Genomic DNA, 14089 nt, shown 5'->3' with positions numbered 1-14089 from the left:
AAAAGGATTTCCTCACATATTTTATTTTTCAACATAATAAAAACAGCGGCAAAATATTTGCCGCTGTTCTTTGTCTATGCTGTTGGAATCCGAACGATTACCTTAAATAAATCTCCATCTACCTCTATACTCATACGAGCACCATGCAAATCTACAATGGATTGTGCAATGGCTAAGCCTAGCCCTGAGCCTTCTGTATGGCGTGAAGCATCCGCCCGCTTAAAGCGTTCAAATAACTCTTCGGCATTCTCGCTAATTTCATATTTTGCGACGTTTTTCACTGTGAATTCTGCATCGCCCTCAGCAGTACGCTTTAATGTAACATAGACACGTGTGCCTTCTAAAGCATATTTCAATACATTAACGATTAAATTATCGATCAGTCTCCACCATTTTTGTCCGTCCACGTACGCGTAGATTGGCTCATGTGGTTTTGTCAGGCGTAAATCTAAATGAGCCTGTGCTAAATCTTCCTCATGCTCCCCTACCGCCTGCTGTACAAGCTGGGTTAAATCAACTCGACTGCGATGAAGCTCCATATTACCACTCGCCATTTTAGACACTTCAAAAAGATCCTCAATCAGTAATTTTAAACGTTCTGATTTTTTATCAAGGATATGAATGTATTGTTTACGCTCTTCCTCTGTAATATCAGGATTTTTCAATAAATCTGTATACGTAATAATAGATGTTAACGGCGTGCGTAAGTCGTGACTAACATTCGTAATAAGCTCTGTTTTTAAACGCTCACTTTTTGCCTGCTCATGCATAGACGTGCTTACGCCTTCTCTTAAATGATTAAGATTTTCTGCATGGCCCGTGAGTGGTGATTTGCCCATTACCTTGACATCGCGATTTAAACGTCCTTCTGCCATGTCTTTTGTATCCTTCATAATTCGGTTTAAATAGCCCATTCTAGAAAGGAAGAGAATCATGGCTGGTATACCGATCATTGCGCAGATGCCCAATACTAGAACGGGGAATCCACCACCTCTAAACATTGAAGCAATAAGACTTCCACCACCAAAAAATGCTGCTCCAATCATGACAATAGCATGTAATGCAATGGAACGATTTATAAATAAATCTGTCATTGATTCGCCAAGTGACCATAAATAGCTAGCTTTTAAGTTCTCCTCTAATTTCTGTGCTGTATTCACTCGGTCATACAACCAAATTAGCTGCACAAAGAACAGCATAGCAATAATGATCAAGGCACCTATTTTAAACAACCAATCCATTGAATAACGTACATAATTATATTCATAGAAAACATTTACAATCGATCCAAAGGCAGCTTCAGATGCTACCATATAAATGAATGCACTTATTAATAATAATCCGATTTGGTAATCAATTCTCATCTTTGCAAGAGCTTCTTTTTCCTTTAAACCTTGTACCACCTGCAGTACTTCTTTACGCCCTTTCCATGCAAAAATTGCTGCCACAATACTCGTTAACCATATAAAGAAGAAAATGTATTGACGGCTTGTAAAATTGTTATAGCCTTCCATTATGTCTACTGCTTGTGCTGATTTTTTTGAGATGGTTATGATACCAGTGTAATCAGAAGTTTCCCTTAAATTTTCTGTATCAAAGTTGATATCAGTTTGATAAAAAATTTGGTTTAAATTAGCACTAATATTCCAAGTAGATAATGGATGTTGCCCAGTATACTTTATTTTGAACGCACTACTATCCGAAACATCACCCGAACGAAATGTTTTACCTGATTCAGTGTTCGTTAATTCATAAGACCAGTAATTATTATTTTTCACAAAACTTTTTGCTTCTTCTTTAGCTGCCTTTATATATTTATCAACAAGCTCTTCCTTTTGAGTTAGAATTTTTTTACGGACATGCTCATCATCCTCAAAATTAGTCGTAATATCTTTAATTTTTGCATCCCGCTCTTTCTCAAGCTTTGTTTTTAAATCCGTTGCATTTACATTAGCAGCTTCTTGAATACGCCCCTCATATTGAGCTTTAATATTATCTATCTGTACTCCTATTGTTCCATAGCGATTACGATGTTCTTCAATTTCGCTTTGTGTCACCACAATTTTACTTTTTAAATCCTCAGCCGTTGGTATATTTAACACTAATGGTCCTAATTCTGACTGAAAATTATCAAGTTCTTGCTGGAAAGTTTCAGATTGAAAATACGACTTTCCAATATATTGATACCCGACTTTTGAGAATGTAAATATACCAAAAATTACCCAAATTAAACATATAAGAGCAAGAAGAGATTTCCAATTTTTTAACATACTTTCAACTCCTCTCTAAAAAATTCTCTCGAGCAATTGTAGCATCCCCGAAGAGCGGGAAGTTACTATCTGATACGCATACACACCAAAATAAATTAGTCCAATAACCCCTGCTACAAACCCTGCAATTGTAGCATACTGCTCTATTTTATTTTTCCATTTTATAGCCAACGCCCCACACCACCTTTAAATAGCGTGGATTTTTCGGATCTGCTTCAATTTTTTCACGTATTTTTCGAATGTGTACAGCCACAATATTTTCTGCATTGTAAGCTTCCTCATTCCACACACGCTCATAAATCTCTCTTATCGAAAATACACGCCCTACATTTTTCATTAATAATTCCGTAATCTTATATTCGATTGGTGTTAATCGAACAGGCTCCCCTTCTAAGATGACTTCCTTTGCATCTTCATCTAATACAAGTCCGTCGATTTCCACCTTTGCTGCTTCATCATTGTACGTCCCAAGTTGTACATAACGTCGCAGCTGTGATTTTACTCGAGCCAACAGCTCTAATGGATGAAAAGGCTTTGTGACGTAATCATCTGCGCCTACAGACAAACCATGAATTTTGTCGCCATCCTCCGCTTTTGCACTAAGCATAATAATTGGGATATTGCGCTCTTCTCTAATTTTAAACGTCGCTGTAATTCCATCCATATTTGGCATCATAATATCTAAAATAATTAAATGTATTTCATTGTCTTCTAATTTTTCGAGTGCCTCTAAGCCGTCAGCAGCTTTAATGACATTGTAGCCTTCATTCTTTAAATAGATTTCAATACCATCACGAATATCTTGATCATCGTCTGTTACAAGAACTGTTAGTTTCGTCATGATATACACCTCGCTCTCAATTAATAGTGTACCTTTTAAATCTTAAAAACCAGTTATTATAAAAATGAAGAATTTCTTAAGGTTTTACCTTCTTTCAGCAGGTGTCCAAACATCCACTGAAATAGAGGAACTCAGTCTAAGAACGCCACGTACTGTGGGCAATGACTGAGTGACCGACATCGTGTCGGCCCTCGTGCAGACCTAAGGACAAAGTCGATTCCAGACGCAATTATGCCGAGGCATAATTGATTGTGACTCATTATCATAACGTAGGGTTGATTTCCGTTCCGACTGGGACAGCCCCTTCCCCATTATTAACGAATTGTCATTACAGTTGCTATTCTCCACACCTTTGTCGGGTGTGATTTCCATAGTATCCATTCTAAAGCACCAGAAAAGACAGGAGCGCTACCAATTTTATAAATGTTCCATAGCTACGCCGGTTAAACGATTTGATGAAAAAAAAAGACCTTGGAATAACGCAATGCTCGTAGCAGCTATACTTGTCCATTTCCATGACCATTTCAGGATACATCATTTATTGCCCCTCGACCGTCACCACTCATTAACATTAATAATACAGATTTATCCAAAATCAAACAATTACCATTTTCCTTTTTCCTTCATTTATATACCCACAGTAGGCTTTCTATTAAAGGGAGGTTATAATAAAAACAGCAAAAGGAGCGAAAATATGTATAAAACAATTGAAGAAACAGCCATCGAACTTGGTATGCCAGAAGATCAAATACTTCGCCTAGTTTACGAGGGCCGTATCCGTTCAGTATACGACGGTGATCAAATACTAATTAATAGCGGACAGTTCAGCACTTATTTTGAGCAGTTAGATCGTATTAAAGAGGAAATTGAAATTTGGCGGAATACTCCTATTCCAGAGGATATCGATGTTAAAGATGAGGATTAAAAAATGCCTATCATTAAACAATTAGCACATTGTTGAATGATAGGCATAATCTATCTAATTATATCGTTACGACAAATCCAGCTCGCTTACCGATAATTTCCGCATAATCCTCAACCATGACACTAGCTGTTGGGTACATACCTGCCCCAGGTCCAATTAGCGTTAATGTGCCAATATAATTTGTATCCAATGCCACAGCATTATTGACATCATCAACTGGATAAAGCGGATGTTCCTTATCCACTAATTGCGGGCCAACCTTTGCGACCACTTTACCATCTGCTAGCTTCTCAACCTCAGCAACGTGGCGGTAACGCAAGCCTTTTTCACACGCTTCTTTTACTTGCTCTGCCGATATACTATCAATGCCAACCACATCAACGTCAGCCCAATCTGGTTGTTCACCAAATGCCAAAGCACTTAAAATCATTAATTTTTTGAAGGCATCTTGGCCTGAGATATCATTATATGGATCTGCCTCTGCATAACCTAAATTTTGCGCCTCTTTTAAAGCAGTTTCGAACGACCAGCCCTGTGAACGCATTTTCGTTAAAATATAGTTGGATGTCCCATTTAAAACACCCTGAATACGACTAACATCATTGACAAGCAAAATATTTTTCATCGTTTTAATAACTGGTACACCGCCAGCAGTCGTTGCCTCAAAGCCTACAAAAACACCGTTTGCTTTTGCAAGATCCTGTAACTCCAAGCCTCGTTTTGCAAACATTACTTTGTTAGCTGTAATGACATGACATTTATGTTCAACAGCGCGCTTTAAATAAGTAAATGCTGGCTCCTCATTGACGATCGCCTCAAAAACAACCTGGATACCTGGTTCTGCTAAGACTTCATCCATACTAGTTGTCATTAAATGCGCTGTCCCTGGTACACGTTCACGGCTAGTGTCTGTAACTAAAATTTTTGCTACTTCTAGCTCAATTCCTAATTTATTTTTAAGCTCTTCACGCTTTTCGTTTAATATATGGTAAATTCCTTGACCTACCGTTCCAAATCCTAATATAGCTGCCTTTATAGTTGCCATTCCTATTCCCTCCAACTTACATTCCGCAGTTTCATTATATTTATTTCGTCTCAGCTTAATTCTTATAGATTTTGAATTGTGCGCCGACTATACAAAGCAGGTCAGTTTGCCGTGTTTCTAACACTTCGTCTTCAGACAGATATTTAGTCATGGCGTTTCACTTTCGCTACAAAAGACATCCTGAATGAAGATACACTGTGAAACAAACAAATTCAAATAATTCAAAAATCAACTTAAAGAAAATTGTAACGTAAATACATACATTGCACAAGAAAAATCTTTCTAGGGTGGACATTTGTTTCCTGTAGACGTGCAAAGGAAATCGTTTTCATTCCTTTTATTATGTGATTTTTCACTTGATCTATAATAATTGAACAAATTTTGACGAATCTTTATCTAAAAAACAAATGCCTTTCTTCTATTATATATGTATGTAAAGACATTCATAAAAATTGTTCTTTTGAAATATATTAATAAAAATTTTTTCTGTATATCTTCATCGTCTAATTTAAAAAGCCCATTCCCTGTAGCAGCAGAGAATGAGCCCAATTATATGAGGGATAATTAACTAGCTTTGGCTAGCAATTTATAACGATATTGTATTAAAGCTTGTTGCACCAATCTTATTTCCTCTTGCGTAAAATTTGGTATTGCATACGTACGTTCAACTAATTGGAATGTGCCGTATTTTAAATAATACTCTGTCGCAGGTAGAGGAATATGACTTGTTCCATAGCCTTCATAAGCTTCGAAAATTTCTTTTACTGTATAGACTTCCTCGTTGACATAAACAACTTCCTTAAAAGCAGAATGTCCAAAGATCTCTTGCCATTTGCACTCAACTGACGCAAGTATGTTTTGAATGGACATGTTGTTCACAAACACATGACCTTCATTTAGCTCATAAATAAGATAAGATGCAATGTTTTGCGCACTATACACATTTCCCATTTAAAACACTCCTTTATCATCAGTTTTGTAGATAAGAGTAGCTACTGGCTGAGCAGCTACTCCTCTTCGTATATATTCAAAAGTGGGGGAGCACTTATGAAACTAAATTAGTTTGAGCATTGATTGAAAACACTTTACCGATCAACAAGTCGGCGCTTTAAATTGGTTCTAGGTTGGTAGCCCTTCGAACACTTTTCTTATTCCCTAGTATAAAACAAGGAATTAAATAAGTCAATAATACTTATAAAATTACTAGGTATTAATTAATTATCAATTATGCCGAGGCATAATTGCGTCCGGAATGGGATGCTTTAGCACCCGCTGAAAGAAGTTAAAATTTCAGTTATTTCACCAAATGAGGTGAGCGGATGATGCAGCAACGTTTGACGCATTACCAAATGAGGCCAATCGGATGAGAAAATACGTAAACGCTACAACATTAGCCAATATGTTTTATTTATTAAGCTTCTACTTTTTGTTGTGAAGCTGTTACTTGTTCAATAGCTTGTTCTAAATCTGCAATAATGTCCTCTACTGCCTCTAGACCGATAGATAAGCGAATGAGCGACTCGGTTACGCCAGTTTGGATTAGCTCTTCAGCTGATAGTTGCTGATGTGTAGTAGATGCAGGATGAATAATTAATGATTTGGCATCCCCTACATTTGCTACGTGCGAGAATAATTTTACACTATCAATTAATTTACGCCCTGCTTCACGTCCACCTTTTATACCGAATGTAAGTACTGAACCGAAGCCGTTTCTCAAATATTTTTTTGCTAAATCATGGGTAGGGAAATTTTCTAAGCCATTGTAATTTACATATTCCACAGATGGGTGGTTTTGCAAATATTCGGCTACCGCTAATGCATTTTCATTGTGTTTAGGAATACGCAAATGAAGCGTTTCTAAACCTTGTAATAAATTAAATGCTGCATCTGCACTTAATGTTGGTCCAAAGTCACGTAGTAATTGCACACGCAGTTTTGTGGCAAATGCAGCCGCTGCTGTGTCAATACCATAACGCAAACCGTGATAAGAAGCATCTGGCTCAGTAAAGCCTGGGAAACGTCCGCGAGTCCAATCAAACTTCCCTGCATCTACCACAACGCCACCCAAAGTTGTACCATGGCCGCCAATCCATTTTGTAGCGGAATGAACAACGATATCTGCACCGTAGTCAATTGGTGTAGAGCCATATGGTGAAGCAAATGTGCTATCAATAATTAATGGCAGGCCGTTTTCATGTGCTATATTAGCTACCGCTTCAATATCTAGTACCTTTAAACTTGGGTTACCGTAAATTTCAGCGAACACCGCTTTTGTTTTATCAGTAATAGCTGCTCGGAAATTATCTGGATTTGTTTCGTCTACAAAAATTGTTTTAATACCATAGTTCGGTAGTGTGTTTGCGAATAAATTATAAGTACCTCCGTATAAAGAGCTAGCTGCGACAATTTCATCACCTGCCCCTGCAAGATTTAAAATTGAAAATGCGATTGCTGCTGCACCAGATGAAAGTGCTACTGCTGCTGTACCGCCTTCTAATAAAGCGACGCGTTTTTCAAAAACATCTACAGTTGGGTTTGTAATTCGTGTGTAAATATTGCCAGCTTCCTCTAAGGCAAACAGACGTTGCGCATGAGCAGTATCTTTAAAAACGAATGCCGTTGAGCGATATACGGGTACTGTACGAGATCCTGTTACCGGGTCTGGCTCTTGGCCACCGTGTAACAGCAATGTTTCTGGTTTAAAATTTGTCATTGTATACCTCCAAATGGTTATTTTTTTACGATGGTACCGGAGATGAGGAGGATTTTTTCAGTAGAAAACAAAAACCCTCTTCAGTTAAGAAGAGGGTTGCGGTTGCAAGTTTTCCTCCCCTTATCTGCCAGATCCAAGTAAGAATCTGTAGGAATTAGCACCTTAGCAAGTTCGTCACTTACTGGTTGCCGGGCATCATAGGGCCTATCCCTCCGCCGCTCTTGATAAGAGTATGAGATTCAATTTCCATCGTTGTTACACAGTATAAACATAGACTTTTTCTCTGTCAATACTAAAATTTTATTTTTTCCGAAACTTCTGTCTGCTTTTTTACGTAATACGAACGCATACACTATTTTAGGTATTTATTATTTTTATCACCATAGTGTGGGTTTATTTCCGTTTCGACTTATATACATGATATACGTTTTAACAAATGTCATCCCTAACTTTTAGTGATGGGACAATTATTTAGAAAGGAGGATTTTTATGATAAAAGCCGTTATCATTTTTCTTCTTGTTGGTTATTTGATTGGCTGTATTCACGGCTCTAAAGTTGCACAGTTTTTATCCGGGGTAGATTTAAAAAAGACTGGTCATGGCAATGCAGGTGCCTCTAATGCGACACTTTCCCTTGGATGGAAATACGGCATATTAGTTGCACTAATCGATATCGGTAAAGGCGTTGTAGCTATAATCGGTGCACATGTCTATTTAGCAGATATAACACAATTAACAGAAGCACAAGTTTGGCTCTTTATCTATATCGTAACTGCTGGCGTCATTCTAGGTCATAATTTCCCATTTTTTATGGGCTTCAATGGCGGTAAAGGAACTGCTTCAATCATAGGAATATTACTTGCGATTGATTGGAAAATTGGCTTATTTGCACTCATTTTATTTGTTATTTTATCTATCACGACGAACTATTTAATTGTCGGTGTACTTGAATTTTATCTCGTTTTTTGTATAGCCACATATTTATGGATTCCTGGAGTTGGCCCAACGATTATAGCCCTATTACTTTTTGGTATAGCCATCATTTTGCATATCGAAAATATTAAGCGACTGATGATAGGAACTGAGCCTAAAGTGACTTCTGCATTCAAAAAGAAAAAATAATATACTTTGGATATTATTGTCTTTTATATGGCCACATATTTTCTCGCAACTGCCCATTATCGCTATAAATAGGGGGTATTTCACATACTAGTTTTTTTACAATAAATAGACAAATTAACTTTCTTAATAAAGTATTTTACTAGCCGATGTTATAGAAAATTGTAATAGAAAGGATGAAAAAGTATGTCTACTTCTGAACAAGCAAAACCGAAACGTAATTTGAAGCCACTATGGATTGCATTAGCGTTCGCATTACTAATCATCATAACTTTTTTACCTAACAACGGCGATTTACCTATAGCTGGTCAACGGGCTTTGGCTATCTTAGCTTTCGCGGTCATCCTATGGGTTACAGAAGCAGTATCCTATCCCGTTAGCTCTGCCATGATTATTGCTCTCGTGACAATCTTACTAGGCTTAGCCCCGTCAATGGAAGATCCCGCGAAAGTGCTAGGAACATCAGATGCATTAAAATTAGCATTAAGCGGATTTAGTAATTCAGCAGTTGCACTAGTAGCCGCAGCTCTTTTCCTAGCGGCAGCTATGCAAATTACGAATTTACATAAACGTCTTGCGCTATGGATACTTTCACTAGTTGGGACAAAAACGAAAGCCATTGTATTCGGTGCTATTTTAGTATCTATTGCACTCGCATTCTTTGTCCCATCTGCTACTGCACGTGCAGGCGCAGTTGTACCAATACTACTCGGAATGGTAGCAGCATTTGGTTTACCACGTGATAGTCGACTTGCTGCTTTACTTGTTATTACTTCTGTACAAGCTGTTTCCATTTGGAATATCGGTATTAAAACGGCAGCAGCTCAAAATATGGTCGCTTTAAATTTCATCAAAGAACAATTCGGTGTAGATATTTCTTGGGGTGCTTGGTTACTTTACGCTGCCCCCTTCTCAATCATCATGTCGGTGGCTCTATTTTTCATTATGATTACACTAATTAAGCCTGAAACAAGTAATATTGAAGGTGGTAAAGAAGTAATCAAAAAACAGCTTGCGGAACTTGGTCCATTAAAAGCTCCCGAAATTCGATTAATCATCACCTCGGTAGTTTTACTATTTTTCTGGGCTGCAGAGGGCAAACTCCACCCATTCGATACGACAACCGTTACAATCGTTGCAATCGCCATTTTATTAATGCCAAAAATCGGAGTCTATTCGTGGAAGCAAGTTGAACCTCATATTCCTTGGGGGACAATTATCGTCTTTGCAGTAGGAATTATGCTAGGAACAGTCTTGCTTAATACTAAAGGTGCATCGTGGTTATCTGATAAGGTATTCGGTTCACTCGGTTTAGATTCTATGCCGATTCTAGCAACAATCGCCCTTGTTACTTTATTTAATATTATTATTCATTTAGGTTTTGCGAGTGCAACAAGCTTGGCATCTGCACTTGTACCGGTCTTTATCGTTTTAGCCTCAACATTAACGGCTAATGTCGATCAGGTTGGTTTCGTTATCGTGCAACAATTCGTTATTAGCTTTGGCTTCCTCTTACCTATTAGCGCACCGCAAAATATGCTTGCCTATGGTACAGGAGCCTTTACAACAAAGGATTTCTTAAAATCTGGTATTCCATTAACGATTATTGGATATATCCTAGTTCTTCTATTCTCCGCAACGTATTGGAAATGGATTGGCTTATTGTAAGAAGCAGCTAGGGTTTTCTCTTTGGACACCTGAGCACTTCAGGGGGTTCCCCGATCAAAATTCCAGAGCACCCGAGCTTTTGAGATTACGTTAATAACAATTAAAAGCCTTGAAGGAAAAAGTCTACTGTCCTTCAAGGCTTTTATTACTTTATTATTTCAATAAAGCAGGGTTCTTCATCGTACCATTTTTTGCGTAATTCACATGCCAGGAGAGAGCTTTTTCTAGATCGTGTGGCGTATGGTGTCCACCTGTTGCTTCATTGGCATCGTTAAAATACTTCCATAATTGCTCACGATATTCCGGGTGTGCACAGTTATCGATAATGAGCCCAACCCGTTCTTTTGGAGCTAGCCCACGTAAGTCTGCTACTCCCTGCTCTGTTACGATTACGTCTACATCATGCTCTGTATGGTCTACATGCGAAACCATTGGAACGATACTAGAAATATTTCCACCTTTCGCATAAGATTTTGTGACGAAAATGCCTAATCGTGCATTACGTGCAAAGTCTCCGGAGCCGCCGATTCCATTCATCATTTTTGTGCCAGAAACATGCGTAGAATTCACATTTCCATAAATATCCACTTCGAGTGCTGTATTAACAGAAATTAACCCGAGTCGGCGAATAATTTCTGGTTGGTTAGAAATTTCTTGCGGACGTAATACTAGTTTATCTGCATATTTTTCAAAATCACCATAAACTTGGTTACCAACTTCTTCGGAAAGGGTAATAGAAGTAGCAGATGCGAAGTTTACCTTTCCTGCATCAATTAATTCGAATACTGCGTCTTGCAGTACTTCTGAATATACTTCTAAGTTCTCAAACTCAGAATCTTTAAAACCTAATAAAACGGCGTTTGCAACTGAGCCTACACCTGATTGAATTGGTCTTAAGCTTGTTGTTAAACGACCTACTTTAATTTCTTCACGTAGGAAGTTTAATAAATGATTAGCCATAATATCTGTTTCTTCATCCGCAGGAACAATCGTTGATGGCGCATCTAAAATATCTGAAATCACAATGCCTTTTACTTTATTTAAATCTAGTGGTATGCCAATTGCGCCAAGCCGATCGGATACATTTTGTAATGGAATCGGATCTCGTTTCCCCTGTGGTCCCGGTACAAAAATATCATGGACACCCTCTAATGCATCAAGCTGAGCTACATTCAACTCAATAATTATTTGGTCTGCTTCTTGCACAAAAATCGGAGAGTTACCAACTGAAGTTGTAGGAATTAGTAAGCCGTCTTCTGTAATAGCAGCCGCTTCAATAATCGCAAAATCAATAGGACCAATAATACCTTGACGTACAAGCTCCGCATTATGTGATAGATGCGCATCAACAAATGTGATTTCACCACTGTTGATTTTGTTACGAATACCGGCATCCGCTTGAAAAGGTCCACGTTTACGAATAACGCCAGCTTCCGCTAAGTATTGATCCACTTCTGGGCCAAGTGATGCACCTGTATATACATCTACCTGGAAGCTCTCTTTTTTAGCCTTCTCCACAAGTGCAAGAGGTACCACTTTAACATCACCAGCGCGGGTAAACCCGCTCATCCCAAGTACCATACCATCCTTAATCCAAGATGCTGCTTCTTCTGCTGTTACAACTTTGCTCCGTAGCTGTTCATTACGAAGCTTTTTCGCCAACTTTTCTGCCATCCCTTATTCCTCCATCCCACTTTATTTTTATTCAACTAATTACTCGGTTTAATTCTCTGGTATAGTCATCCAATTATTAGAAATCTAACCAAATAAACCACCCATATATAATTTTAAACTATTTAGAATTTTTAATCTATAACCAACGAATTATTTTATTTTACGAAAGATTTTATACATTCGCAAATTATTTAAAAATAATTTCAACATCGAAAAAATTCGATTTTGAAGACGAAGCGTGATATGCTCTTGATATATATAAAGGGAAAAAGGGGATTTTATAAATGGTTAAAGAATTATTACGCAACCACTCTTCGGTTCGTATTTATGATGGAAATCCGATTTCAAAAGAAATTATTGAAGAATTAATTGCTACTGCACAAATGGCTGCTACATCACATTTTGTACAAGCTTATAGTGTAATTTGGGTAACAGATGCGGAGAAAAAAGAAAAATTAGGATTGCTCTCTGGTAATCCTCGTCAATACGAAACTTCTGGCGGTGCCTTTGTCTTCTGTGTAGATTTCAAGCGTCTTCAATCAGCAGGTAAATTAGAAGGTGTAGACATTGTAGCTGATTCGGCAGAAAACGTACTTGTTGGAGTAGCCGATGTATCATTATTCGCGCAAAACTTTGTCGTTGCCGCAGAATCTATGGGATATGGAATTTGTTACATTGGTGGAGTGCGTAATAAGCTTGAAGAAATAAGCGAATTATTCAATCTACCTGACTATGTTTTCCCACTATTCGGTTTAACAATTGGGGTTCCTGCTCGTCGCAATGAAGTAAAACCTCGTCTACCTGTCGCAGCAGTATTACATGAAAATGAATACAATGCAGAAAAATACGAGGAGCTTTTACCAGCTTACAACGACACAATGGAAGCATACTATAATAATCGCTCATCCAATCGAAAAATTGATAACTGGACAAAGCAAATGGCTGATTTTTTAATTGAACAACGCCGTCCTCATATCAAAGATTTCTTAGCGAAAAAGGGTTTTAATTGGAAATAATTTCATCAGCAAGCTATGTGGAGTTACTATCTTATGATAGTAACTTCACTTTTTTTATGTTTTGTTTAATTGGATTGTACGATGAGCGGTTTCAAGTATCATTATCGGAAATTTTAAAAAGATGCTAAAATTAAATAAATAGAATAGGAGGAAAATAAATTGATTACATTAAAACCTATGAACCAAGAGGAGTTCAAACAATATATCAGCTATGCAATTGAAGACTACGCAAAAGACAAGATCGCTTCCGGAAATTGGAGTGAAGATAAAGCGATTGACTTGTCGAGGGAATCATTTGAACGACTACTACCACAAAATGAGAAGACCGAGAATAATCATTTATTCTCTATCTTTCACAACGATATCTTAATTGGAATGATTTGGATTTCACAAAAGGCGCCTACAAATCCTCATGAAGGTTTTATATATGATTTTGTGATTTTTGAACAATATCAAGGGCAGGGGTATGGCAAGAAAGCAATGAAGGAAGCTGAAATTATTGCTAAAGAGTTAGGTATGAATAAAATTGGTCTAAACGTTTTTGGTCATAATAAAATTGCACGTGGCTTATATGAAAAAATGGGTTATGAAATTACGAATATAACGATGGCTAAAACGATTTGATAATGCAACGCCAAAGTCCAAGTATTCAATTAACTATGAGCTTGGGCTTACAACTAATGAGGTAGGGTTAACTTACTAAAAAATTGCAAACAAAAAAGCCGAGGAATAAATCCTCGACTTTTTCAGGTGCCTAGCGACGTCCTACTCTCACAGGGGGAAGCCCCCAACTACCATCGGCGCTAAAGAGCTTAACT

The 14089-nt window shown here is 37.6% G+C and carries 11 protein-coding genes and 1 riboswitch; of the genes, 5 read left to right on the top strand and 6 right to left on the bottom strand.

Annotated elements, in window-relative coordinates:
- Nucleotides 1-74: 74 nt before the first annotated feature.
- A complete protein-coding gene (locus ACIQLB_RS23635) occupies nt 75-2270 on the bottom strand; it encodes a sensor histidine kinase (protein WP_400731153.1) in 2196 nt (731 codons plus the stop codon).
- Between the two features lie 148 nt (nt 2271-2418).
- The gene (locus tag ACIQLB_RS23630) at nt 2419-3111 is read right to left on the bottom strand and encodes a response regulator transcription factor (protein WP_400731152.1); all 693 of its coding nucleotides are present in this window, start codon (nt 3109-3111) and stop codon (nt 2419-2421) included.
- 694 nt (nt 3112-3805) lie between these two features.
- Here ACIQLB_RS23630 and ACIQLB_RS23625 point away from each other — a divergent pair.
- On the top strand, nt 3806-4036 hold the full coding sequence (locus ACIQLB_RS23625; RefSeq protein ID WP_142509709.1) for a MerR family transcriptional regulator: 231 nt from the start codon (nt 3806-3808) through the stop codon (nt 4034-4036).
- A gap of 58 nt (nt 4037-4094) precedes the next feature.
- Here the strand turns inward: ACIQLB_RS23625 and ACIQLB_RS23620 are convergent, their stop codons facing one another.
- The 3 genes from ACIQLB_RS23620 to ACIQLB_RS23610 all read right to left on the bottom strand — a co-directional run bounded on the left by ACIQLB_RS23620 (nt 4095) and on the right by ACIQLB_RS23610 (nt 7794).
- Nucleotides 4095-5081, bottom strand: a complete 987-nt coding sequence (locus tag ACIQLB_RS23620) for a homoserine dehydrogenase (RefSeq protein WP_400731151.1) — start codon at nt 5079-5081, stop codon at nt 4095-4097.
- A 564-nt stretch (nt 5082-5645) separates the two neighbouring features.
- Nucleotides 5646-6032 carry a hypothetical protein gene (locus tag ACIQLB_RS23615; protein WP_400731150.1) on the bottom strand — a complete coding sequence of 129 codons (387 nt, stop codon included), beginning with the start codon at nt 6030-6032 and terminating at the stop codon, nt 5646-5648.
- A 460-nt stretch (nt 6033-6492) separates the two neighbouring features.
- Nucleotides 6493-7794 carry an O-acetylhomoserine aminocarboxypropyltransferase/cysteine synthase family protein gene (locus ACIQLB_RS23610; protein WP_400731149.1) on the bottom strand — a complete coding sequence of 434 codons (1302 nt, stop codon included), beginning with the start codon at nt 7792-7794 and terminating at the stop codon, nt 6493-6495.
- Nucleotides 7795-7911: 117 nt separating this feature from the next.
- Nucleotides 7912-8025: riboswitch (SAM riboswitch) on the bottom strand.
- Between the two features lie 258 nt (nt 8026-8283).
- Between ACIQLB_RS23610 and ACIQLB_RS23605 the strand changes: the two genes are divergently transcribed.
- Complete coding sequence (locus ACIQLB_RS23605) at nt 8284-8916, top strand: glycerol-3-phosphate acyltransferase (RefSeq protein ID WP_400731148.1); 633 nt, start codon at nt 8284-8286, stop codon at nt 8914-8916.
- Between the two features lie 183 nt (nt 8917-9099).
- Nucleotides 9100-10581 carry a DASS family sodium-coupled anion symporter gene (locus ACIQLB_RS23600; RefSeq protein ID WP_400731147.1) on the top strand — a complete coding sequence of 494 codons (1482 nt, stop codon included), beginning with the start codon at nt 9100-9102 and terminating at the stop codon, nt 10579-10581.
- A gap of 153 nt (nt 10582-10734) precedes the next feature.
- On the opposite strand, the gene scpC is transcribed toward ACIQLB_RS23600, so the two are convergent.
- Nucleotides 10735-12255 (bottom strand): succinyl-CoA:acetate CoA-transferase ScpC, encoded by a 1521-nt coding sequence (scpC, locus tag ACIQLB_RS23595; RefSeq protein ID WP_400731146.1) that lies wholly within the window; start codon nt 12253-12255, stop codon nt 10735-10737.
- Between the two features lie 284 nt (nt 12256-12539).
- Here scpC and chrR point away from each other — a divergent pair, with 284 nt between their 5' ends.
- Entirely contained in the window at nt 12540-13271 is a 732-nt protein-coding gene (gene chrR / locus ACIQLB_RS23590) for a class II chromate reductase ChrR (RefSeq protein WP_400731145.1), read from the top strand.
- 159 nt (nt 13272-13430) lie between these two features.
- A complete protein-coding gene (locus ACIQLB_RS23585; protein WP_400731144.1) occupies nt 13431-13895 on the top strand; it encodes a GNAT family N-acetyltransferase in 465 nt (154 codons plus the stop codon).
- Nucleotides 13896-14089: the final 194 nt, after the last annotated feature.

It is taken from the genome of Lysinibacillus sp. NPDC092081, assembly GCF_044755845.1.
Lineage (GTDB): Bacteria > Bacillota > Bacilli > Bacillales_A > Planococcaceae > Lysinibacillus.
Note: the sequence above shows the minus strand (reverse complement) of the source record. Positions and strands in the feature narration are given on the sequence as shown.

What these genes read in the sequence shown, in the direction of transcription:
- ACIQLB_RS23615 (WP_400731150.1), bottom strand. Translation starts at nt 6,032, where the DNA reads ATGGGAAATGTGTATAGTGCGCAAAACATTGCATCTTATCTTATTTAT.
- ACIQLB_RS23635 (WP_400731153.1), bottom strand. Translation starts at nt 2,270, where the DNA reads ATGTTAAAAAATTGGAAATCTCTTCTTGCTCTTATATGTTTAATTTGG.
- ACIQLB_RS23600 (WP_400731147.1), top strand. Translation starts at nt 9,100, where the DNA reads ATGTCTACTTCTGAACAAGCAAAACCGAAACGTAATTTGAAGCCACTA.
- scpC (WP_400731146.1), bottom strand. Translation starts at nt 12,255, where the DNA reads ATGGCAGAAAAGTTGGCGAAAAAGCTTCGTAATGAACAGCTACGGAGC.
- chrR (WP_400731145.1), top strand. Translation starts at nt 12,540, where the DNA reads ATGGTTAAAGAATTATTACGCAACCACTCTTCGGTTCGTATTTATGAT.
- ACIQLB_RS23625 (WP_142509709.1), top strand. Translation starts at nt 3,806, where the DNA reads ATGTATAAAACAATTGAAGAAACAGCCATCGAACTTGGTATGCCAGAA.
- ACIQLB_RS23610 (WP_400731149.1), bottom strand. Translation starts at nt 7,794, where the DNA reads ATGACAAATTTTAAACCAGAAACATTGCTGTTACACGGTGGCCAAGAG.
- ACIQLB_RS23630 (WP_400731152.1), bottom strand. Translation starts at nt 3,111, where the DNA reads ATGACGAAACTAACAGTTCTTGTAACAGACGATGATCAAGATATTCGT.
- ACIQLB_RS23620 (WP_400731151.1), bottom strand. Translation starts at nt 5,081, where the DNA reads ATGGCAACTATAAAGGCAGCTATATTAGGATTTGGAACGGTAGGTCAA.
- ACIQLB_RS23605 (WP_400731148.1), top strand. Translation starts at nt 8,284, where the DNA reads ATGATAAAAGCCGTTATCATTTTTCTTCTTGTTGGTTATTTGATTGGC.